The sequence below is a fragment of the Actinomycetota bacterium genome, assembly GCA_030019255.1.
Lineage (GTDB): Bacteria > Actinomycetota > Geothermincolia > Geothermincolales > RBG-13-55-18 > Solincola_A.
The window spans coordinates 263816-286417 of the sequence record JASEFK010000003.1 but is presented as its reverse complement, the minus strand read 5'-3'; the positions used below and the strand labels follow the sequence as shown (position 1 = coordinate 286417).

The window sequence follows — 22602 nt, the reverse complement described above, 5'->3', positions numbered from 1 at the left end:
CCTGGGATGGGAGGAGGAAGGCTAGGTGGCTGACACAAAATCCTTGACGCTACCAAACCGGCCGGCGGGAGGTGACATTCCAAGGGCTTTTCCTGGGTGGCGGATACCTTGGGCATAGGTTTATACAATCCGTGGAAGAACCAGGGTAGAACGCGATCGTTTTCCCTCCCCGTCGAATATCGCCTTGTTGCGGAGGTGGGACCCTCATTTCCTGTAGTAGAATGGCGGGCGGATCGTGGTAGGGACACCGTGCGGGGCGAAGGGAGGCACCTTGCCGGGCGGGTCGAAGAGGACCGGCTACCTTATGGTGCTGGGCGCCATCGTCCTCTTCAGCACCATCGAGGTGGTCTCGAGATATCTACAGGCGGGGAGCCGATTCCAGGGACCCCTGGAAGCGGAACAGGTCGCCGCCCTGCGCTTCATGCTGGGCGGTCTTTTTCTCCTCCCCGTGGTCACGGCGGGGAGGAAGCGCAGGAGGACGGTCTTTCGTGCCCTGCGCCTGCACCTGCCGGCCATGGCCTTCCTCGGCGGGGTGGGCGTGTTCCTGGCCTTCTATCTCTTTCACCGCGGGGTAGCCCTGTCCAGGGCTTCCTCGGCGGCGGTCATCTTCTCCATGAACCCCGTGTTCACCGCCCTTCTGGCCTCCCTGATCCTCGGGGAGAGGCTGCGGTTTCGGGGGTGGGTGGGCATTGGGCTGGGCCTGGTAGGCGCCCTGGCGGCGGTGACCGGGTTCCGCTTCGCGGGCCTCCTGGCGCGGGAGGATTTCCTGGGCCACGCCATGGTGCTGGGCTCCGCCCTGTGCTGGGCGGTCTATACCGTGTACGGGAAGAGATACGCCGGGGAGTTCGGTGGCCTGACCGTGTCCCTCCTGAGCATCGCCGCGGGCTCGCTTTTCTTCGCCATCTTCCTTACCCTCAGAGGGGAATGGAAGGATATGGCAGGTTACCATCCCGCGACCTGGGGGTGGCTGGTGTACCTGGGAGTGGTCACCGTGGGGGTCGGCTACCTCCTGTACTTCGGGGGCATGCGCAGGGTCGAGGCCTCGCGGGGGGCAAGCCTCTTCTACCTCAAGCCCGTGCTGGCCCTTTTCCTGGCCCGCCTCTTCCTGGGGGAGACGGTTACCTGGACCCTGGGCCTGGCCGCCGTCCTCGTGGCGCTGTCCATCCTCCTTGCGACCCGCTCCCGCGCATGACGTCGGAGTTTCGTACTCCCGGCGCATCCTCCTCCCGCGGGTTGGAAGTTCATGTCCGCGGCGTGAAAACGCTTCCCGTGTCTGCTGTCCCTGATACCGGGACCATGGATAGCCGGTATGTACACGCGGAAGTCTTATTAACCGTGATTCCCGTACCCTCTGCCTGAAATGCTGAAACCACGGACGGCTGGAACGTGCAGGTGGAAGGACCGGGAATCGTGCTTCCCGCACGCGTCGCCCGTGATACCGAAACCGCTCCGGGAACGAAAATCCTTCTTCCGCAACCTCCGTGAGAAGTTTCCGTACCGGCGGTCAAGGGTGGGTTCCTCTTTCCCGGAGATGGTGGTTGGGCAGGTGGATGCTATAATGGCAGCGAACGCGCCGAAGGGGCTCGACCGGGAGTCGCAGATGCACAGGAGGACATCGCCTTCATCTAAAAGATTCGGACTCCTGGCCGCCGTTTTCTGCCTTCTGCTTCTCGCGTTCCTCGCTTCCTCCTGTTCCCGTTCCGAAAAGCCTTCCCGCAGCGTCCTGGTCCTGGGGTTCCGCGAGGGGACCGTTGGGGAGGAGCGCAACCCCCTTCTGGATTACGGCTGCCGGAGAATAGGGTCCGAGTTGGGCCTGGAGGCGGAGCTCGTAGTGCCCGGCCCCTCGGAGGACGTCGGCGACTATCCGGAGGATGGTGACCCTTCGCGCTGGATGCTCGTGGGATGTGGGGAAGCGCCGGAGGGAAGCACTTCACATTCGCCGGGTCGTAACCCTGTTACCCACCGGGTATGGCTCGACTACCCTGGGGACTCCGTTCCCCCCGGTGGAGAGGGCGACGCCTACATCCGTTACCGGGTGGAGGAAGGGGCTTACCTCTGCGGCTTTCTCGCCGGCAGGTTGACGGTAAGCGGCGAGCACCCCCTCGTCAACCGCCTGCCGGTGGTGGCCTTCATCGGCTGCGCCGCTGATCCGCGTACGGCCCGGTATCAGGCGGGCTTCGCACACGGGGTCTTGACCGCCTACCCGCAGGCAAACCTCCTTTCCTACCTGGTTGACGATTGTCGCGATGAAGAGCAGGCCCGAGCCTTCGCCCAGGAGGCGGCGAAGAAGGGAGCGGACATCATCTTCTGTACCCCGGGAGCCTTCAACGACGGGGTTCTCCGGGCGGCCGAATCTTTCAGCCTGCTGGTCATCCTGGCGGGCGGCGACCGTTCCCGGGAATCCCCGTCCCACGTGCTGACTTCCCTCATCCTGCGCGACGACAACGCTCTCTTCCGGGCGGTGGACCTGGCGTTCAGGGACCAGCTTAAGCCGGGCCTCCACGAATGGGGAGTGCGGGAAGGGGTATGGTCCCTGGCCCCGTTCCGGAGCCACGATATCCACATCCGCCGGGAGCTCAAGGAGGCACTGGCCACCGAGGAGGAGAAGGTCTCGGGCATGGATTTCACCCCCTGAGGCCGGCTCCCTTAATCCGTTGGCCGTCCTAATAGCCCCCAAAAAACGTGGAATCCGATCTTACGATGTGAGAACTGTCCCTGGGGTATAATTAAAAATAATGGGCGCCGTTGCCGGCGGAGGAGAACGCTGTGCGAACCGGTGAAGTTCCTATCCGGCTCATCTTGTAGTTTGGCGGTTCTCGACGTCCATCGGACAGGCGAAAGGGGTCTTGAAAGTGGCCGGGGCATTCCGTGACGACGATTTTGACGAAGTGGTCATGATGCGCGCGGAGATGGAGCGCTTCTTCAGCCACCTCCCCCGCTGGAAGAAGCCCTCCGCGGTCTTCGAGAAGGCCTGGAAGCCCCTGTGCGACGTCTACGAGTGTCCCGAACATTTCACGGTCCTCATGGACCTGGCGGGCGTGGACGAGAGCGAGGTGGAGGTAACCCTCCACGGGCGGGTACTCAACATCCGGGGCCGGCGCAACCCCATCCGCCCCGCCGGGGTGAAGAACACCTATCTTTTGGAGATAAGCTACGGCGATTTCGAGAGGACCTTCGAGCTGCCGGCGGAGATCGACCCCGACGGCACCCGCGCCGTGTACCGGAGGGGTTTTCTGGAGATCCATCTTCCCAAGCGCCGGAAGCAGAACCTACGCAGCGTAGATATCCAGGAGGAGTGAGGCAGCCGTTTCTGAAGGAAAGGACTTGAGAAGGAGGTAAGCGCGTTGCCGGACGGCGATTTCCCCATGGGGATGACCGAACCCTATATACCGGAGATACTCCCCGTGCTCCCCCTGAAGGACACGGTGATCTACCCCCACATCATCATGCCCCTGCTCATCACCAGGGAGGAGTACGTCAAGCTCATCGACGACGCCCTCACCGCCGACCGCCTGGTGGCGGCCATGGCCGCCAAGGAGGAGGTGGAGACCCCGGGACCCGAGCAGATCTACCACATGGGAACGGCGGCGGCCATCATCCGCATGCTCAAGCTTCCCGACGGCTCGATGCAGCTCTTCGTGCAGGGGGTGCAGAGAATACGTATCGTGGATTTTGTCCAGACCCACCCCTATATGAAGGCCAGGGTGGAGAAGGTGCGGGAAGTGGTGGAGAAATCGGTGGAGGTGGAGGGCCTGGCCCGCAACATCCTGGCCCAGTTCAAGAAGATCGTCTCCATGGCCCCCTACCTGCCCAACGAGATCTTCATCGCTGCCATGAACATCTCCGAGCCCAACAACCTGGCCGACTTCATCGCCTCCAACATCAACATCACCCTGGAGGAGAAGCAGGAGCTCCTGGAAGCGGTGAACGTCAAGGAAAGGCTGGAAAAACTTACCTTCTACCTCAACAAGGAGATCGAGATCCTGGAGATTGGCTCCAAGATACAGTCCCAGGTCCAGACGGAGATGTCCAAGAGCCAGCGGGAGTACTTCCTGCGCGAACAGCTCAAGGCCATCCAGAAGGAACTCGGCGAGGTCGACGAGCGGACCATGGAGATCAACGAGTTCCGGGAGAAGATTGAGCAGAGCGGGATGCCCGAGGAAGCGCGCAAGGAAGCGGAGAGGGAGCTGGACCGCCTGGCCAAGATGCCGGTGGCGGCGGCGGAGTACACCGTGGCCCGCACCTATCTGGAATGGCTTACCAGCCTGCCCTGGAACGTGAGCACCGAGGACAACCTGGACATCAAGCGGGCCCGCAAGATACTGGACGAGGACCACTACGATCTGGACAAGGTTAAGGACCGCATCATCGAGTACCTGGCGGTGCGCAAGCTGAAGGAGGATATGAAGGGCCCCATATTGTGCTTCGTGGGCCCTCCCGGCGTGGGCAAGACCTCCTTGGGGCAGTCCATCGCCCGGGCCCTGGGTCGCAAGTTCGTGCGCGTCTCCCTGGGCGGCATGCACGACGAGGCGGAGATCCGGGGCCACCGCCGCACCTACATCGGGGCCCTTCCCGGGAGGATAATCCAGGGCATCCGCAAGGCGGGCTCCAACAACCCAGTGTTCATGCTGGACGAGGTGGACAAGATCGGCATGGATTTCCGCGGCGACCCGGCAGCGGCCCTCCTGGAGGTGCTGGACCCGGAGCAGAACTATTCCTTCTCCGACCATTACCTTGACGTCCCCTTCGACCTATCCAAGGTAATGTTCATCACCACCGCCAACACGGTGGTCCCCATACCCCCCGCCCTCCTGGACCGCATGGAGGTGCTGGAGCTGCCCGGTTACACCGAGGTGGAGAAGCTGCATATCGCCAAGGAGCACCTCATCCCTCGGCAGCTGGAGGAGCACGGGCTGAAGAAGAACCAGCTCACCATAACCGACGAGGCCCTGCGGGCCATCATCCGCGGCTACACCAGGGAGGCCGGGGTGCGCAACCTGGAGCGCGAGATCGCCTCCATCTGCCGCAAGGTGGCCAAGGACATCGCCATGGGCAAGCGCAAGAGCAAGAAGGTGTCCGAAAAGGACCTTCACGAGCTCCTGGGACCGGTGCGCTACCGCTTCGAGGTCCTGGAGGAGGAGGACGAGGTGGGAGTGGCCACGGGACTGGCCTGGACGGAATCCGGCGGGGACGTCCTCTTCGTGGAGTGCCAGGTGATGCCGGGGAGCGGTGAGTTGGTCCTTACCGGGAAGCTGGGCGACGTGATGCAGGAGTCGGCCAAGGCCGCCCTGACCTACTGCCGCAGCGTGGCTGACCGCTACGGCGTGGACCCGGAGTTCTTCAAGAAGCACGACCTGCACATCCACGTCCCGGCGGGGGCCATCCCCAAGGACGGTCCCAGCGCCGGGGTGACTATGGCCACCGCCCTCATCTCCGCCGTTACCGGGCGCAAGGTGCGCAAGGACGTGGGCATGACCGGCGAGATCACCCTGCGCGGGAAGGTCCTCCCCATAGGCGGACTCAAGGAGAAGGTCCTGGCCGCCCACCGCTCCGGGGTAAAGACGGTGATCATTCCCGAGGAGAACCAGAAGTACCTGGAAGAGATCCCCGATTTCATCCGCAAGGACCTCAAGTTCGTGCCCGTGACGGATATCGAGCAGGTCTTCAAGATCGCCCTCTACCCCGACGGAAAAGCCCGCTCCCGCTCGACCGAGGCCGCTTCCGGGAAAGCCGCCTTGGAGGGCGGCGAGGAGAAGGCGGTGGCCAAGGGAGCCTCGTCCGGGAAGGCAACGGCGGGCGGGACCTCCGCCTCCACGGGGAAAGCGGCGAAGAGGAACGCCCAGGGGAGGAAGAATTCCCGCTCCGGGAAAAGGGCCTCCTAGTGGATTCCGTCCAGGGCGCGGAGCAAGCTACGCGGCTCGTTGCATGGCGGGCCTGGCGGGGGCGGTCTTGGGATTTAAGGACCTCACCACCCGGCGGGTGGGATCGACTTCAAGGGTTTTCATTCCCTGATCGGCGTCCTGAAGGAAGATATAGGGTTGTTCTAAAGACGACGTATCGGGCGCGGGATCATGTGTTTTCCTCTTCCCCGAGCAACTTCAGATCCGGAAGCCGGAACTCCTCGGTCTCGCGCAGGGAGACCTTCCACCTCGAACCCACGCGACGGCAGATGTAGGAGACGTCCGCCTCTCCTTCCTCCCCCCGGAAGTGGACGACCACCCGGGCGCGATCTCCGGATAGCTCCGCCGTCCAGGCGTCGAAGGAAACCCCTGATCCGGCCAGGAAGCCCTCCCCACCCAGGTACTCCGTGAGGTCGCCTTCCACGGTGAGCCCGGCGGCACGGTTCTCGTCGCCGGCCATGCGAGCCCGGATGAATTCCCGGACCGTGCCCTCCGGCGTCGAGGTGTAACAGCCGGCGTAAAGGAGGGCTGCCAGGAGGGCCGCGATGGCCACGAGGACAGCGGCCGCCGACCCCGTCGCTAATCCCCCGCGACCATGGCGGTTATCGCCACGGCAGGCGTATGGGAATGAACGGCGAGCCGTCCGTTTTGGGACGTGCGCCCCGCGCCCTGACTTAACCGGCTCAACCGCGAAAAGGTATGGCCCTGCGATTTTGCCGGCGCCCCATGGCCGGGCGCTTTCGGCCGTCAACCGATGGGTACGACGCCCGCTTGTCTTTTCGGCTCTGCACATGGGAAATGCGCTCCTTTCGCTCATGGAACCCGGCATTTTTTTATCCTCCGCCTCCGGGCCCGGAATCCGTCCCGCTCGTTCCATACCCGGCTTTCACGGGAAGTCCAGTCCACTTGAGAGGAGCTCTTCCAGGTCGTAATTTATCCCCTCTATCAGCCAGGTGCCTTCCTTCCTCTGCAGGTAGAAGACCAGTTCCGAGTCCCTGAGGTCGTAGACGGCCAGGGGCGGGCCCTCCTGGTCCTGGAGGTACACGGACACCCTCCCCTTCTCCAGGCTGGATTCCGCGAAGTCTCCTTCCGTGCGCGTCCTCCACCCCAGGGAGGAGAATTCCAGGCGGTACTTCGACGCCAGCTCGGAGAGGCGTTTCCTTATCCCACCGACGTTCTCGGACCATAGGACCCCTAGTTGTCCTTCGGGGTCCACGTAGGCCATGGCCCCCTCGATGTCCCCCTCCTCCAGTTTACGCACCGCCAGTTCCAGTGGTTCCTGGGCGGCCGGGGTGCGGAAGAGCTGGAGCAGGGCGATCAAGCCCGCCAGGGCGGCCAAGAGGATGACGAACCCCCACTTGACGGCGTTGCCCGCCCTGTTTATCCTCCGTTCTCTCTCCTCCGGATCGTGCATTCCTTCCACGAGGGTTCCCTTCCGTGAAGGTTCGCGCTTTACCCTGTCTTCCTTGATCCTCCCCGGTCCGCCCGTAGCGTTTCCGTCTGCCACCCCGATAAGGCGTACCTTCAGGATAACGCCGTACCGTGACGGCGTTTACGGGTCTCCGGCATATCGATCCGGATGACAAGGACCACATCGGACTTTTTGCCACTTTGCTTGCTCCGGTACCTACTTTGCTCCTATTCCACCCTTTAGCACTTGCTCGCTTTCTCCTTTTCGCGGTCCGTTAAATACATTATCGGTACATGTCCCTACTATTGCCATGGGGGGTGAACCGTCGTTAGTTTTTCTCCAGGTCGTCGGTTCAAGTCCGGAGGGTTCCACATTCCTCCTTCAATCCCGCGGGGACGGAAGTTAGGATAGGAGATGCGGGACCGGAATCCGGTTCGTGGGATAGGCGGATAGCCGGGGAAGAGGTCGAAAGCTATCGGGAGAAAGTGCCCAGGAAGTCGGTGCGTGTTGAGGTACGGAGGCGGAAGAGAAGTGAAAGAGGAGAAGACCTGTCGCCTGTGCGGCGCAGGTTCGCCCCTCGTCTCCGCCTTCCTGCGCCTCTGCCCCTCTTGCGCCTTGCGAGAGGGAGAGGGGGCGGAGGAGCTGGTTCGCGAGGCTCACGCGCGCACCCGTGCCCCCTTCGAACTGCCTCCCCTTCCGCCTCGCGCCGAAGGAGGCGTGGTCTGCCGCATGTGCGGGAACCGGTGCCGCATGGGGGAGGGGGAGAAGGGGTTCTGCGGGCTTCGTATGGTAAAAGATGGTAAACTGTTCCACCTCTCCGGAACCGCCCGCCAGGGCGTCCTGGAGTATTATTACGACCCCCTGCCCACCAACTGCGTGGCCGAATGGGTGTGCGCCGGGAGCACGGAGCGGGGAAAGTTCAACCTGGCCGTCTTCCTGGGCGCCTGCTCCTTCGACTGCCTGTTCTGCCAGAACTCCCAATTCCGCTTCCTTACCGCCCGCCTGGCGCCGGCCTGCACCCCGCACGAGCTGGCCCGGGCCGCCGACCAGAGGACCGCCTGCATATGCTATTTCGGTGGCGACCCCTCCCCCCAGATGCCCTTCGCCCTGCGCGCCTCCGAGCTGGCCCTTGAGAGTAGAGGAGACGGTTTGCGCATCTGCTGGGAGACCAACGGGAGCATGCACCGGGGCCTGCTGCGGCGGGCCCTGGACCTTTCCCTGGAAAGCGGTGGGTGCGTAAAGTTCGACCTCAAGGCCTTCACCCCCTCCCTGCACCGCGCCCTGTGTGGCGTGGAAAACTCTACCACCCTGGATAATTTCTCCTACGCGGCCTCGCGCATCCCGGAGCGCCCCGAACCTCCTCCCGTCATCGCCAGCACGCTGCTGGTCCCCGGCTACGTGGAGGCGGAGGAGGTGGGGCGCATCGCCTCCTTCATCGCCTCCCTGGACCCGGACATCCCCTATTCCCTCCTGGCCTTCCATCCCCAGCACGCCATGCGGGACCTGCCGGTCACCTCCCGGCGCCAGGCCGAGGAGTGCCTGGCCGCCGCCCGGGAGGCCGGCCTTACCCGCCTGCACCTGGGCAACGTCCACCTCTTGCGTTGATCACGAGAAAGCCCGGCCTGGATAAATCTTTCCCGGGACGGCGAAGGGGGACCCGCGACAATTTCCGGGACGGACCTGGAGCCCCCGTCGGTTAAGGGATCGAGTTCCTGTGGCGCTGCTCCGGGAGCAGCAGGGGGAGCCGTTATCCGTGGGTGCCGGGTTCGATGGGCATCCCCATGGGACCAGGTGCCCGAAAAAATCATGTTGCGTGAAAAAAATGAGGAGCCCTGGATGTCAATGGCCATGTAAAATGTCAGCGGTAACATGTAGACTTACCCTGAATCGCAGGTCACGCGTGCTGGGGGAAACATGGTGGCGGTCGGAGTATCGGATCTGGGAGCGGCATCGTGAAAGCAGGCACCGGAAGGGCTTATCCGGGGGGAAGGAGACCCGGGAGAAGAAGGATGAGCAGGAAGCGGGCCTTCGCCCTCCTGCGCACCTTTACCATCCTGGTAGGGCTGGTGATCGTGGCTCTCGCCTTTACCCATGCCGGCCTCTTCAGTCGGGGAAGCTCGGGAGAAGAAGGCGGGAGCGCGGCGGAAGGAGGCGTGGCGGGGAACTCCGGGAGCGACGGTGAGGGAGCGGCCCGCCGGCCCAACCTGAAGGAGTCCAATCCCGAGCCGCCGACCATCGCCATCGTGGTGGACGACACGGGTTCCTCGTCGGACACCCTGGACCTGTGGCTGAAGATCGACGCCCCGCTTACCTTCGCCGTTTTCCCCTACTGCAACGAACTGCACTGGATGATCGAGAAGCTCTACGACGAGGGCTACGAGATAATGCTGCACATGCCCACGGAGAACAACCCGCCCGACAGCTACTCCGGTTACGGGCAGTTGAACGTGGGGATGAGTAAGGAACAGGCTTTCGCCGCCCTGGACAAGGCCCTGGCCAGCGTCCCCCACGCCGAGGGCATCAACAACCACCAGGGTGGAAGGGGGTGCAACGACCTCCAGCTCATGACCTACATGTGCCAGTGGGCGCAGGAGAGGGGCCTTTACGTGGTGGACAGCAACGCCTCCACCCACAGCATGGTCTCGGAGGCGGCGGTGAGCCTGGGCATGCCGCGGCGGCGCAATCAGGTCTTCATCGACAACAAGAGGGACCCGGAGAGCCTGCGCGCCGCAATGCGCACCCTGGCGGAGGTGGCGCGCGAACATGGGATGGCCATAGGCATCTGCCACTTCAACCACCCCAACGTTCCCACGGTGGTGGGAGAGATGATAAATGTCCTCCGCGGCGAGGGTTTTAACTTCGCCTTCGTCCGCGATGTGAGCAATTGAGGTTCCACGTCTGTCGACCCCTCGTGGTGTAAGCCTAAACCGCTTTTCCTTCGAGCGATTATTTATTAATGAAATCCTCGTGGGTTAACCGAAATGCGTGCGAAGATCATTCGGCGGGAATGGAATGGTCCCCGGCATGCCTTACACCAAGCTGGAATGCCTTAACAGAGAAAGCGGCCCTTGATCCCGTTGCCCCAACTTTCGGGGCCTGTCATGAGCTACCCGGGATTTTTCTCCGCCTTCCGGTCGCTCCTTTCCGGGCGCAGGGGGAAGAAACCGCAGGGGAGCTCCAGGCCATGGCGCTGGAGAAGTTCCTCGTTGGAAAGGATGTCGAAGACGTTCCCGTCGGCCACCACCTTTCCGGCGTCCATGACCACGACCCTCTCGCAGTTCTCGAACACGAAGGGCAAATCGTGGGTGACCACTACCTTGGTTATCTTCACCCCCTGCAGGAGCTCGGAGAGCTCTCGCCGGGCGCGGGGGTCCAGGTTGCTGGAAGGTTCATCCAGCACCAGGAGGTCGGGATTCATGGACAGCACGGTGGCGATGGCGGCGCGCTTCTTCTGCCCGAAGCTCAGGTGGAAGGCCGATTTCCTTTCCAGCCCGGTAAGGCCCACCTCCCGCAGGGCCCGCTCCACCGCCTCCGCCACCTCCTGGCGGGAAAACCCCATGTTCAGGGGGCCAAAGGCTACGTCGTCGAAGACGGTGGGAGAGAAGAGCTGGTCGTCGGGGTCCTGGAAGACCAGCCCCACCCGGCGGCGGATCTCCCGCAGGTTCTCCTTCACCACCGGGAGCCCGAATATCTTTACCTCGCCGCGGCCGGTTAGAATGCCGTTCAGGTGCAGGAGCAGGGTGGACTTTCCGGCCCCGTTGGGGCCCACGATGCCCACCGATTCCCCCTCCTCCACCAGAAGGTCCACGCCCCGGAGGGCGGGGGTACCGTCGGGATAGGCGTAGTAAAGGCCCCTTATCTCCACTGCCGGCCTGTGGTGCATCTTCTCGACTCCCTTTCTCCGTATCAGGCCAGGAGCCTGGCGGCCAGGGGGAAGAGGGACACCAGGGCCGCGAACCCGACCTCCAGGATACCGAACTCGTACAGGTACAGTGCCCGCACCCGACCCCCGTAACCCCGGGCCAGCATGGCCGCGTAAACCCTCTCGCCCCGTTCGTAGGAGCGCAAAAACAGCGCCGCGATCATGTGCCCGATGACCTTGGCCTGCCAGATCCACTTCCCGCTCCAGCCCCGGGAGTCCCGGGCCCTTTTCATGCGCTGCGCCTCGTCCACCAGCACGAAGATGTAGCGGTAGGTGAAACTGAGCAAGGAGATGAGGAGGCGCGGCGCCTTCATCTTCTCCATGCCCCGCAGCAGGTCGGGGAAGGGGGTGGTGGAGGAGAGGAGTATCACCGCCAGTACGCTCACCGTGGACTTAGCGGCCACGTTCCAGAGCACCAGGAGCCCGTGCCCGGATATCCTCACCGGGCCGAGGTTATAGCTCCCCCCGCCCCTGCTGAAGAAAGGAATGAAGGCCGCCACCACCAGGATGAAAGGGAGCACGATGAGCAGGCGCTTGAGCACGTGCTTCCAGGGCAGCCGGGAGAGCAACAGCAGGGCCACCTCCAACCCCAGGTAGGCGGCGAAGGCCGCGTAGAGGTTGGGGGGAGTGGTCACGCATACCACGATGAGGACCATGAAACCCAGGAGCTTGGCCCGGGGGTCCAGCCGGTGCACCGGGCTCTCCAGGTGGCTGTACTCGTCCAGGAAAGCGTGCTTCAAGCTCTCTCCATCAAGGCGGGCTCACCGGTCCTACCGGGTTCAGGGCGCCTGCCCCGCTTCTTCCGGCTTCTTTTTCTTAAGCACCAGGGCCAGTCCCCAGGCGATGAGGAAGATGGCCACCGTTCCCACTAGGCCGGCCAAGGCGGTGGCCAGCTTGGTGGGCTCCTCCACCACCTCGCCCGTCTCCTCGTCCACCGCTTCCCTGGTGAGGCCGGGCACGGCGTAGTCGGGTATGGGTGCGCTCTCCCAGGCGGGGTCCGTCTCCTCGGCCTTTTCTATAAAGCCCTTGTCCTCGGCTACCTTTTCCAGCCCGTCCGGAGCGGAGGAGGCCCAGGGACTGACCAGCAGGGCTAGGGCCACCGACACCAGAAAGCCAGCCAGGATGAAGATATAAATCCCCTTCTTGCGCGCTTCCATCACCGGCTCACCTCCGAATCTGCAAGCACGGAAGCGGGTCCCGGAAGGTCATAGGTCCGCACCAGGTCGGGGCGTACGGCCAGGACCACGCTGACCACCAATACGGTGATGATGGCCTCCCCCACGCCGATGATGGCATGTATGCCCAGCATGGCCGGAAGGGCCACACTCAGGGGGGAGGTACCGGAAATGGCCAATTCCACGGCGCAGGCGCCGGAGGCCAGTACCACCGATAGCCAGGCGCCTATACCGGTGGCCGCCAGGAAATAGGTGCGGCTCCTGGGGAGTACCGCCTTCAGCCCCCTGAAGATGTAGTACATGACCACCGTCCCTATTACCGCCATGTTGAAGACGTTGGCTCCCAGGGCGGTCAGGCCCCCGTCTGCGAAACCCAGGCATTGTACCAACAGTACCAGGGCCAGCACCAGCCCCCCTAACCAGGGTCCCAGTAACACCGCCGCCAGCACCCCACCCAGGAAATGGCCGCTAGTCCCCCCAGCCACCGGGAAGTTGAGCATCTGAGCGGCGAAAATGAAGGCCGCGCAGAGGGCGAGGAGGGGAACCGACTTTTCGTCCAGCTCCTCGCGGGCCTTGTACAGGCCGTAGCCCACCGCGCCCGCGGCGACTACCCCGGTGGCCACGCTCACCCCCGTGTTGAGGAATCCGTCCGGAATATGCATCTGGCACCTCCTTCGAGAAAAAGAAAAACCACGGACCTTCGGGGAATCCACTCCCCCTGGAACCTCCGTGGCTCCCTGATCTTATCGCGAATTTTCTTTCCCCCGGCCTTCTTGGCCGAATTCCTTTAAAATAATATCCCCATGCTGCCCACATTTCAAGTAAGGCCGCTATAAGGGGTTTGAGAGACCACCCCGTCATCCTGGTAAACAAGCAGGTCGACAGGAAGAAAGGGGTGATCTCTCAATGTTCGACCTGGGGAACATGGTGCTGCATCCGGCCTCGGAAGCAAAAACTGTAGAGGAGACGGAGGAAAAGGCCGGCGTCATGGCGGTTTGTCCCGGAAAGAGTTAACATAAATTCATTGTCGGCTTCGATCAAGGAGGTAAGTCATGTCTTATTGTTCACGGTGCGGGGCGGAAATCGATCCCGGGGGCGCTTTCTGTACCGCGTGCGGCGCTCCCCTGGGAGGGATGGAGCCCGAGGCCCCACCGGCCGCCTCACAGATGCCGGAACCGCCTCCGGGACCACCCCACCCGCCCCCGACGGGGGAGACTTTCCGGGCCCCTCCTCCCCCTCCATCGGTGCAGCGGCCGGAGCCGTCGTACCAGGCCCCAATGCCTGGAGCGCCTCCCCAACCGCCGACGGGGGGCCCTTACCCTGGTACAGTTCCCTCGGCACCGGCTCCGCCTGCCGGCGCTCCGGCGAAAAAGAGCGGCGCGGGGAAGGTCCTCCTGACCGTCTTCCTGATCCTGCTGGCCGCCGGGGTGGCGGTGGTCCTGGTACTGGGCTTCGCCGTGGGGCCCAAGTGGTTCGTAGGCGGTGGGGAGGGTCCTGAGGCGAAGGTGGAAAAGTTCTTCCAGGCCATGGAGAAAGGTGACGTCAAGTTGCTTGTCAGCCTCATCGAGCCCTCTCAGCTCAATAGGTTGAACAAGGAGATAGAGGACTATTACGACAGCGTCGAGGAGCTGCTGAGGGATTATCTCCAAGAGACCTTCCCGGAGGGGGACCTGAAGATCACTGGGCTCCAGCTGAGGTCGGAAGTGAAAGGGAACCTGGCCACGGTGACCGTGGTTGCCGGGAAGGCCACCTATACCGACTACTACGGTGAACGGGTTGAGGAGAGCGTTGACGACCCGGAGGAGGTCTTCAACGATACGGAGTTCAACCTGAAGAAGGTCGACGGCACGTGGTATCTCATGCCCGAGTTGGAATGACGCACCTGGCGCACGAGGGCCCCGCGGGATAGAAGCCCCGGGGCCCCTTTTTATCCCAGCGGTGGACTACGGCAACTCGGAATCAGCTGCATTTCCATCGGTGGGCCATGAGTATAGATCTCCCTTCGCGTGCCGTACCTCCTTTCTTCCAGGCTTCTTGCCGGAGGCCGGATGAAAGGTGCATCGGCCTTTTTACATGGTGCCGGAGCGGGGAGACGCGGCCATGCCTACGTGCGGGAAGGACCCGGAGGACGGGAACGGTCGTTCCCAGGCGGTGGACCGGAAAAGGCCCTTCCTGAAGGGTCGAGCGCGGGGCCGAATTGTGCTATATAAATGTCTGGCCCCGGGTGAACGGCCCGCCGTCCCATGAGGAAGGGGATTCCGTGGGCCTATCGCATCCCACCCGGGAAGGTGAGGTAAAATTAAAGGTGCGCCCCTGTAGCTCAGTGGACAGAGCAAGGGATTCCTAATCCCTGTGTCGGGAGTTCGATTCTCCCCAGGGGCTCCAGTAAAAAACCAGGTCAGGGGCCATGTTTCCTGGCTTGGTTGTCCTATTTTGAGACCCGAGAAGTTTTTACTCCCGAAATACTGCCGAAACTTCAGCCGCGATTTGCGTTTCCGTAAGAAGATGGGGATCATTTGGATCCTTTGGATCATTTTCCTCCCCCCTTCGGGAGCCAGGTGACCGCTCCCGCCGCGTTCATGATGGCCTCCTCTTCACCGCTTCCCGGTAAGCCCCCGGGAAGAGCCCGGCGTACAGGTTCATGGTGGTCTGTATGGAGGCGTGGCTAATGGCCTCCATCAAGGCCCGGGGGTCCATCCCTCCGGCCACGGCCAGGGAGGCGTAGAAAGGCCTTAGGTCATGGACGGTTTATATCGGGAAGCCCGGCCTCCTGCAGGACCCGCTTGAAGCGGGGATAGAACTTGGTGCGGTCCAGGGGCTTTCCGGCTGTATTGGAGAGAATCAATGCCTCCCTCGAGGCCTCCCCTGCCGTTCGTACAGGTCCCAAAGGATCTCCCTCAAGGGGGAGATACCGGTGTCGGCGATGAGGAACTGCATGGAAATGGGTAGCATGGTAGCCACCCGATCCCCCTTGTCCACCCCCAGTTCGCGAAGAGCATTCACCAGTCGGTCCGCCTTCTCCTTCAAATCTCGATAGCTGAGCTCCAAGCCCAATTGAACACATCCCATCTTGGGATATTTATCGGCGGCGTGGTCGAGAAAGTGGTGAGTTGGAATCTCGGGATAGGGTTCTAACGTGGTTGGAATGCCGACCGCACAGTCTTCCTCTAACCATGGCATGTCCATCGTTTCCCCTCCTTCAAGGATGGCAATACCAACTTAGCTGCATCTACATGTTTAGTTGCGCGTGGATACGGCATCCCCTTCGTCTTCCCGGCCTAGGTTTCCACGGCGGCCGGCAAGGATGAAATGCTTGATCCAAAGAGTGATTTGTCCTCATGCCTGTGGAAGGTAGGCCGAGGATACCCGGATATGGGGGTGAATTTCCGCCCCTCGTATCCTTGTTTCATGGATGGGCGGAGGTAACGGGAGCGGATGGGGACTAGAGTTTGTTTTATCGGGATAAGGCGGGGCCGAGGGGATTTTGAAGGCTGTCCGTAGAAAAAAATGCATGGGGGTTTTTCCTTGCGGCGGTCGGTTTAAAAAGAAACTCATTCGTCGGGTCTTTGATCATGCCATACAGTGCAGGAGGCGGAGTCAGGGGCCTGGAGAGCGCCGGAAAGAAGGAAGCCGCCTTGGCAACCGGAACGCTGCACGATTTCGAAGGGGGAGGTTGAGATGGGGGCTCAAGGGAAGTTGCTGGGAGTCAGGGAAATCGAACACGACGATTTCGAAAACTATCGCCAGGTGTATCCGGGCCGGAGAAAAAGAAACCACACCTGGAAATACAAGGTGGAAACGTACGCACGGCTTTTCGGGTGGAGACCCGCCTTCATCCAGGGCGAGAGGAAGCTTACCTGGAACGAGTTCAACCGGAGATGCAACCGCTTGGCGCATGGTCTCCGGGGGTTAGGGGTGCAAAAGGGGGAAAGGGTCGCCATACTGGGTTTCAACTCCATTGAATGGATGGAGATATATTTCGCGGCCTCGAAGATCGGGGCGGTTCCTGTGAACGTGAACCCTCGTTTCGTGGAGCAGGAAGTCAAGTACATACTCGAGGACTCCGACGCCGTCGTCGCTTTTGTGGAGGAACCCTACGTCGACGTCGCACTGAAAGTAAGAAAGGATCTTCCCTTGCTGAAACAGGTTATCGTCTACGGTGTAGGCAGGGAAGTTGTTGATGTACCGGCGGGCACCATTTCTTACGGCGGTCTTCTTTCCGACGATGAGAGTAATCCCCGTGTCGATGTTTTCAACGACGATTTTTGCTACCTGATGTATACGGGAGGAACGACTGGTTTTCCCAAGGGAACCGTATGGGACGGCGAGCAAAGGGTAAGAGGGCTGGACATGATGCTGGTGAACAACATCATCCCCATCGTCGACCGTCTGGCTGAATTACCGGACGATGCCGTGCACGGGATATCGGTGCTCTTTTCCTCCAACAAAAGAATTGTCGCGGCTCTCGACCGCGTGCTGACCTCGGGGACCTTTCGGCGGATCATGAAGTCGGAGGCGTGCAAGGCGGCGTTTCTCAATTTTTTCAAGTTCACTGCCGGTAATCCCTATGCCTTGAAAGTACTCGGAGCTTTGCAGAGGGAGGGCATTCGTTTTCTCTGTTCCGCTCCCCTGTTCCATGGTGCGGGGTACGAGGGGGCCTTCACCTATCTCGGCTCCATCGCGGCCACCATCGTGTTTCTGCCGACCCCCCATCCTTTCGTGCCACGGGAGTTCTGGGAAACAATCGAGAGGCACCGCGTCCATACCTGCGTCATCGTCGGCGACGCCTTTGCGCTTCCCCTGGTGGAAGAGCTGCGAAAAGCGGAGAAAGAAGGTCGGCGCTATGACTTGAGCAGCCTCTGGGCCATCGTTTCGTCCGGTGTCCGATGGTCGCCTCACATCAAGAAGGAATTGCTGGAAAGAATACCCGGCGTATTGCTCGTGGACTCCATGGGAACAAGCGAATCAAGCGGGGCGTTCGCAGCGGTGACTTCCTCCGTGGATAAGAAAATCAGGCCCGCGGGAGCGAACATATCGAGAAAAGGGTTGTATCGAAGGCAGGTCTTTCCCTGTCGAGTGTACAACCCGGAGAAGAACAGGGATGTGATGCCGGGTTCCGGGGAAATAGGGGAATTTCTGTACGGCGGCTACATGGCCCTCGGGTACTGGAAGTGTCCCCGCAAAACGGCGAACGATTTCCGCGTCATTGACGGTGAAAGATGGTTTTTCGTCGGTGACGAGGGGACGGTCGACGAGAAAGGAAGCTTCAATCTCATCGGGAGGGGAGGAAGTTATCTAATAAACACCGGGGGAGAAAAGGTCTATTCCGAGGAAGTGGAGGAGATCATAAAATCCCATCCCAAAGTGTACGATGTCGCCGTCGTGGGAGTACCCGACCCACGCTGGGGGCAGGCGGTAACCGCCCTGGTGGAGTTGCGGGAAGGCGAGAGCGCTTCCGAGGAGGAAATAATCGAGTACTGCAGAGCGCGGATGGCCGGTTACAAGCGGCCGAGACACGTGTTCTTCGTGGACGGAGTACCCAGATCCGCCTCCGGGAAAATCGATCGATCCTTGGCCTTACAAGTTCTCGCCGAGCGTTTCGACGTGCAAACCGGCACTTGAGGAAGAGGCGGCGGCGAGATATCGATTCAGGGAACAAGCGATCTTTACATTTTTGAACCAAAGCGACAAGGAAAGGAAGGTGAAGATGAAGGAGATCGTTCAAAAGGCGAAAAAGGGCAGGAAGATCGTCGCAGACTTCTTGCAACAGGCGAAGGAACAAAAGGAAGTCCTTGCCTCGGCAGTAAAAGAGAGTCTGGCCAAGTCGAGCTTATCCCTCGGATTGGCCGTGTTCGGACTGGTGACGATCTCCTTGGCCGGTGTCGTATTCGTAGTTCTACTCATCCTTCTGGTCGACCTCTTTTTCCAAAGGTTGTGGTTATCCACCATGGCCGTGATGATTGGAATGATCTTCACGGGAGGTGTCTCGACCGCCGTCGGGGTCTCCAGGCTCAAGAAAATAAAGGAAATTGCTTCCCAGGATCTCAAAAATTATCTTTCCCGGGACCCGCGGGGAAGGATGTTGGGCGAGAAGGTGGAAGAGGTCAGGGAAGTGGCCCTGGAAATCGTGGAGGCCTTGCAAACGAGGAGAGAGGAGCAGAAGAGACGGATCGAGGAATTATGGATAAAGGCGAAGGAAAACGCCCCCCTCATTTTGCTCGGTCTTGTCCTATTGAGAACCCTGAAAAAGAGAAATGGAAACTAGAAAGAAAAATAGCAGCAGTTTACTATTGCTCGGAAAAGCAGGACATCCGCTGCCGGAGGAAAGGGGAGACGATTTCAGGGGGGTTCTATGTTCGCAGTGGTCGAGATGTAAAATGACCGTGGGGGTACCTGAGCGAAGAAGTTGAGCCTGTTTTTCAGGAGAAATTTTGGGTGATGTATACGTTGCCTTTGACGGTTACGTGAACACCTATACCCTCGCGGGTGAAGGGAGTGAGGATGTTTTCCCGGTGCCCAGGCTGTTCATCCACCCATCTACGACCTTGGACGCGAACTCATCCAGGCTATAAAAGTCATAGGTTAAAATGCGCATTGTCTTGCCGGCGGATGTATAAGAGCGAATGACACTGTCGAGGAATAGATTTTCACCGCCTATGTATTCACTGTTGCCTATCCTGGTTCACCTGGTGTACCCGTATTCGCAATAACGGTTGGAGAAGTCCTTTCCTTCAGGGCTGACGTGGTCAAAATAATTTCTCGTAGCCATGTCCATGCTGTGCTCTCAAGCTATTTGTTCGAGATCGGAATCCCAGGCCAGAACCCCCAGGTTATGCGCTTTTCTCACCTTGTTGATCCGGTAGTAAATCATGAAATTGAGGTGGCGGGAACGAGATTGAAAGAGGCGCACGCGCTCCGCCTTTTCCATTTCCGCTACCACCGCAGATGGGGGACTTTTATCCGGCTCATTCCGTGAGGGACTGACATGCGTTTGAATCTCTTCCGGCTGCTTGTTTTCCTGCTGAACGACCTGGATGGGCCGGCAGCCACCTCCGTTTTTCAAGCATCCGCCGGGAAGGCAAATGGAAAGTAGGAAGAAGAGAAAACCAAGGAAGATGATCGGAAACGGCAACGGCAGCTTGGCTCTTTTGGAAGCTCTCAACGTTTATCTCCCCTCCAAATGAAGGATCGTGCTCCCCGAAACTCGCATATTCACCACGGGTCTTCCGGACATAATTACGTTCTCAAATCATCCAACATGCCCCGGACGGTTACCGAAAATAGAGTGTGTATGCCCCGGCGAAGTTCCGGGGTGTTCGGCTGCCCGGTTCACGGGATGCCCCGGAATAGGAGGCCTCCATAACAATGTCAGGTTTAAGGTTAGGTCAAATGCAAGGTAAGAAGGCGAAAAACGTATAATATGTTGGGGGATGAGGATGCGAATTTGGGTGGACAATTGCAGGGGAGGTGGCGAAGCAGACGCGTGATCATGAATGTTTTCGCCTGTCGGTTGAAATGTTAAATCGAAAAACCTTTCTTGATCTATGTGAGACCGCAGGTTAAGAGGAAAATATGGGCTGCGAGGAGGGATGATAATTGTGCGATTGGTGCATAGCCCATGGCGCCGGTGAGAAATGGTATCTGCAGGCGAAGAATTATTCGGAGACCATGTTACGGGATCCGGACAGGCAAGCATTCTGCGAAGAATACTTTTTACATTTGGAAGAGGAACTCGGTGCCCTTCTCCCGACTGTAGACTGGGTGATGAATCATGTCCCGGTTCTCAGGAGCCTTTTTCGCAGAATTCTCAACGGTTGGGTGAATACCTGGCACGGGGGGCAGGTGGTTCCCGTGGAAGATGCCAAGGCCACCCTGCGCCTGGCAGATGAAAACGGCGGTATCGCCAGGTATTCCTGTGTCTGTCGAAGAATGCTGGGAGGGAAACGCCACGAGCCCATGTGCCTTTTCTACGGCGTCAATTTCCCGTGGGCCAGGCCGCTCAGCGATTTTATCGATTTTACGCCGGAGTTCGAGCCCCTGTCCCTGGAGGAAGCGGAAAAGTTTCTCGACGAGACGGATAGGCAGGGGTTGGTGCACCATTTGGCCACCCTGAAAACCCCGTTCTTGCTCGGTATATGTTCGTGTGAGTATCCCACCTGCATTTTCATGAGGGCGAGGCGCGATTGGGGTATACAAAGGATCTCCCGGAAAGGAGAATACCTGGCCCGCGTGGACACGTCGTCCTGCAACAGATGCGGGAAATGCCTGGAGCGCTGCCAGTTCGGCGCCCTTCATTACGCGCCGGAATCGGATGTGGTGGCGGTCGACTATGAAAAGTGTTTCGGCTGTGGAGTTTGCCGAAGAGCTTGTTCGACGGGTGCCATAACCCTCGTGGGAAGGGAAACCTTGCCCAAGTACAAGGATATGTATTGAGGTGCATGGTTAGGAAGGGGGTCGAAATGCGGGAAAATCTCCTGGAGAAACCGTCGAGGATACTCGAGGTTTCGACCACGCTGCTTCATTTTCTGGGCATGAGGACGAGCGATATTTTTACCGGAGAGATAATGCTCAAGGTGAGGAGCGTGGCCGACCGTGTCGGCGGTACACTGCGTCGCGGAAGGGAAAGGGGCACCACCGCGCAGGTAAAGCTTGACGGGAAGAAATGCCTGGAGAACCCGCTTCTCTGCGCTCAGTGCATGAAGCTCTGCCCGGAAGGCGTTTTTTTCGTTCATCCGCGAGGGAGGAAACCCGGGGAGATATGCGAGACGTACGAGCTATTGACCGCCTTTAAGTCACGATGCACCGGTTGCGGTATTTGCGTGGAAGCTTGCCCCCGCGGCGCCCTGACGTTGAAGCAGAATCTGATTTGATGCCGATCAAGCGATCAGCAACAATTAAAAGCCCCGGCCGCATTGCCTCACTGATTCTGCTGCCGAAATAATGCCGTTGCCTCATAGAATTGTTACCAGAAACTGGGGGGAGCGGCATGAGGAAACAGATCAGCAAGCAGTCCCAGAATGAACTGACGGATGCCATCAGGCAACGCTATAACAAAGCATCCAAACAAGAGAGGACGAGAATCTTGGACGAGTTCATCGCACTGAACAGATGCCACCGGAACCAGGTCATTGGACTATTGAGCGCGGTCGGTTGCGCTTCCCGCCAGACCAGGAATAATGGCAGATGCGTCTACGACGAAGCAGTCAAGGGTGAAGACGGGATCGGGACAGGAGGAGAGGCGGGGGCAGGTCCGCCAGGCCGCGACCGACCCCCCCTCACCTTAGCGGAGGCGTCGTGGTGGGTGGTGTCTATGGCCGCCACCGAGAGGTTGCGGGGGATGACCCCCTCCACCAGGTTGTGCTCGACCGCGAGTCTCGAGACCTCGGTCCACAGGCCTTCTGTGGACATGATGCGCGCAAAGCGGCGAAGGGAGCGGGGGCTGGGAGTCTCCCTACGGGTAAAGCCGCATACTTCCGCGAAGCGGGAATTGCGCTCTAGCTCCCTCGCGATATGTTCCACGCCTCCCTCGCACTCGTAGAAGAGGGCGAGAAGAGAAGAAAGCAGCGCAGGAGGGAGAGGAAGGGATGCGCGGGCATCCCACCCGGGCCCGGCTCCTCCGACTCGCACTGGGAGAGCTCGTATTCCTCTACCTCGAGGAATTTTCTTGCGCAGGGCGGCGGTCTTCCCCGCTTTCTCCTGAGCCCCCCTTTCTTCCTCGCCTCTCTGCGTTTATACTTCCTCCTCGTCTTCTCGTATCTTTCCTCCAGCTCCCCGAAGACCTCCCAGGGGAAGATATCGGGCACCATCTCGGGGTGGGGTCCCGTCTCGGCCAGGGCGACCATGCTCTAATCCAGGGGCGTCTGAACGGGGATGGTCGCCTTTCCTTCTTCGATGTCGGAATCCTACGAAAGTAGGTACCTGGAATGGCTATATTTACCAAATATTTCGGCGCCGGGGGAGGATTATCCTTGTATTGCTTGGACCATTTTCCTGTACTCGTGCGGTTTTCAGGCAGGTAGCTCTAAATCGTGCCTGGCTGTGTCAGGATATGAAGAATGCCGCGCTAGCTCAAGTCGGAGTGGCATTCGTGGGAAAACGAGGATAATCCACCTTTTCGGAGACCAACTCAAATTTTATACGCCAACGATCGGACAAGCGGGAATGGAACAGTAATTCGTGGGGATATGCTCAGGA

General features: G+C 60.3%; 20 protein-coding genes and 1 tRNA gene. 12 read left to right on the top strand and 9 right to left on the bottom strand.

Going from position 1 to position 22602, the window contains the following annotated elements; translation table 11 throughout:
- Window positions 1–271: 271 nt before the first annotated feature.
- The 4 genes from QME84_04230 to lon all read left to right on the top strand — a co-directional run bounded on the left by QME84_04230 (window position 272) and on the right by lon (window position 5882).
- Complete coding sequence (locus tag QME84_04230) at window positions 272–1192, top strand: DMT family transporter (GenBank protein MDI6873476.1); 921 nt, start codon at window positions 272–274, stop codon at window positions 1190–1192.
- Between the two features lie 408 nt (window positions 1193–1600).
- Window positions 1601–2635, top strand: coding sequence for a BMP family ABC transporter substrate-binding protein (locus tag QME84_04225; GenBank protein ID MDI6873475.1), 1035 nt, complete (start codon window positions 1601–1603; stop codon window positions 2633–2635).
- A gap of 217 nt (window positions 2636–2852) precedes the next feature.
- Window positions 2853–3299, top strand: coding sequence for an Hsp20/alpha crystallin family protein (locus QME84_04220; protein MDI6873474.1), 447 nt, complete (start codon window positions 2853–2855; stop codon window positions 3297–3299).
- 66 nt (window positions 3300–3365) lie between these two features.
- Window positions 3366–5882: an endopeptidase La gene (lon, locus tag QME84_04215; GenBank protein ID MDI6873473.1), complete on the top strand. Its 2517-nt coding sequence runs from the start codon at window positions 3366–3368 to the stop codon at window positions 5880–5882.
- Between the two features lie 187 nt (window positions 5883–6069).
- On the opposite strand, the gene QME84_04210 is transcribed toward lon, so the two are convergent.
- Both QME84_04210 and QME84_04205 read right to left on the bottom strand, forming a co-directional pair.
- Window positions 6070–6453 (bottom strand): hypothetical protein, encoded by a 384-nt coding sequence (locus QME84_04210; GenBank protein MDI6873472.1) that lies wholly within the window; start codon window positions 6451–6453, stop codon window positions 6070–6072.
- 333 nt (window positions 6454–6786) lie between these two features.
- Entirely contained in the window at window positions 6787–7323 is a 537-nt protein-coding gene (locus QME84_04205; GenBank protein ID MDI6873471.1) for a hypothetical protein, read from the bottom strand.
- 519 nt (window positions 7324–7842) lie between these two features.
- On the opposite strand from QME84_04205, the gene QME84_04200 reads away from it, so the two are divergent.
- Window positions 7843–8916 carry a radical SAM protein gene (locus QME84_04200; protein ID MDI6873470.1) on the top strand — a complete coding sequence of 358 codons (1074 nt, stop codon included), beginning with the start codon at window positions 7843–7845 and terminating at the stop codon, window positions 8914–8916.
- 404 nt (window positions 8917–9320) lie between these two features.
- The gene (locus QME84_04195) at window positions 9321–10199 is read left to right on the top strand and encodes a divergent polysaccharide deacetylase family protein (protein ID MDI6873469.1); all 879 of its coding nucleotides are present in this window, start codon (window positions 9321–9323) and stop codon (window positions 10197–10199) included.
- A 218-nt stretch (window positions 10200–10417) separates the two neighbouring features.
- On the opposite strand, the gene QME84_04190 is transcribed toward QME84_04195, so the two are convergent.
- The 4 genes from QME84_04190 to QME84_04175 are packed head-to-tail and all read right to left on the bottom strand — an operon-like array spanning window position 10418 to window position 13070.
- On the bottom strand, window positions 10418–11194 hold the full coding sequence (locus tag QME84_04190) for an ATP-binding cassette domain-containing protein (protein MDI6873468.1): 777 nt from the start codon (window positions 11192–11194) through the stop codon (window positions 10418–10420).
- 23 nt (window positions 11195–11217) lie between these two features.
- The gene (cbiQ, locus tag QME84_04185) at window positions 11218–11973 is read right to left on the bottom strand and encodes a cobalt ECF transporter T component CbiQ (GenBank protein ID MDI6873467.1); all 756 of its coding nucleotides are present in this window, start codon (window positions 11971–11973) and stop codon (window positions 11218–11220) included.
- A 39-nt stretch (window positions 11974–12012) separates the two neighbouring features.
- A complete protein-coding gene (locus QME84_04180) occupies window positions 12013–12390 on the bottom strand; it encodes a PDGLE domain-containing protein (protein MDI6873466.1) in 378 nt (125 codons plus the stop codon).
- The gene (locus QME84_04175) at window positions 12390–13070 is read right to left on the bottom strand and encodes an energy-coupling factor ABC transporter permease (protein ID MDI6873465.1); all 681 of its coding nucleotides are present in this window, start codon (window positions 13068–13070) and stop codon (window positions 12390–12392) included. Before QME84_04175 ends, QME84_04180 begins: the two co-directional genes overlap by 1 nt.
- 615 nt (window positions 13071–13685) lie before the next feature.
- On the opposite strand from QME84_04175, the gene QME84_04170 reads away from it, so the two are divergent.
- Complete coding sequence (locus QME84_04170) at window positions 13686–14285, top strand: hypothetical protein (GenBank protein ID MDI6873464.1); 600 nt, start codon at window positions 13686–13688, stop codon at window positions 14283–14285.
- A 432-nt stretch (window positions 14286–14717) separates the two neighbouring features.
- Window positions 14718–14793: transfer RNA gene (locus tag QME84_04165), tRNA-Arg, on the top strand.
- A 456-nt stretch (window positions 14794–15249) separates the two neighbouring features.
- Here QME84_04165 and QME84_04160 read toward each other — a convergent pair.
- Window positions 15250–15594 carry an AMP-binding protein gene (locus QME84_04160; protein MDI6873463.1) on the bottom strand — a complete coding sequence of 115 codons (345 nt, stop codon included), beginning with the start codon at window positions 15592–15594 and terminating at the stop codon, window positions 15250–15252.
- 492 nt (window positions 15595–16086) lie between these two features.
- Here QME84_04160 and QME84_04155 point away from each other — a divergent pair, with 492 nt between their 5' ends.
- Together QME84_04155 and QME84_04150 are read left to right on the top strand one after the other, a co-directional pair.
- Window positions 16087–18030 carry an AMP-binding protein gene (locus tag QME84_04155; GenBank protein MDI6873462.1) on the top strand — a complete coding sequence of 648 codons (1944 nt, stop codon included), beginning with the start codon at window positions 16087–16089 and terminating at the stop codon, window positions 18028–18030.
- 85 nt (window positions 18031–18115) lie between these two features.
- Window positions 18116–18673 (top strand): phage holin family protein, encoded by a 558-nt coding sequence (locus QME84_04150; protein ID MDI6873461.1) that lies wholly within the window; start codon window positions 18116–18118, stop codon window positions 18671–18673.
- Window positions 18674–19192: 519 nt separating this feature from the next.
- Here the strand turns inward: QME84_04150 and QME84_04145 are convergent.
- Window positions 19193–19570 carry a hypothetical protein gene (locus QME84_04145; GenBank protein MDI6873460.1) on the bottom strand — a complete coding sequence of 126 codons (378 nt, stop codon included), beginning with the start codon at window positions 19568–19570 and terminating at the stop codon, window positions 19193–19195.
- Between the two features lie 557 nt (window positions 19571–20127).
- Between QME84_04145 and QME84_04140 the strand changes: the two genes are divergently transcribed.
- Together QME84_04140 and QME84_04135 are read left to right on the top strand one after the other, a co-directional pair.
- Complete coding sequence (locus QME84_04140) at window positions 20128–20841, top strand: 4Fe-4S binding protein (GenBank protein ID MDI6873459.1); 714 nt, start codon at window positions 20128–20130, stop codon at window positions 20839–20841.
- A gap of 5 nt (window positions 20842–20846) precedes the next feature.
- On the top strand, window positions 20847–21278 hold the full coding sequence (locus QME84_04135; GenBank protein MDI6873458.1) for a 4Fe-4S binding protein: 432 nt from the start codon (window positions 20847–20849) through the stop codon (window positions 21276–21278).
- 624 nt (window positions 21279–21902) lie between these two features.
- Here the strand turns inward: QME84_04135 and QME84_04130 are convergent.
- On the bottom strand, window positions 21903–22250 hold the full coding sequence (locus tag QME84_04130; protein MDI6873457.1) for a hypothetical protein: 348 nt from the start codon (window positions 22248–22250) through the stop codon (window positions 21903–21905).
- Window positions 22251–22602 lie beyond the last annotated feature (352 nt).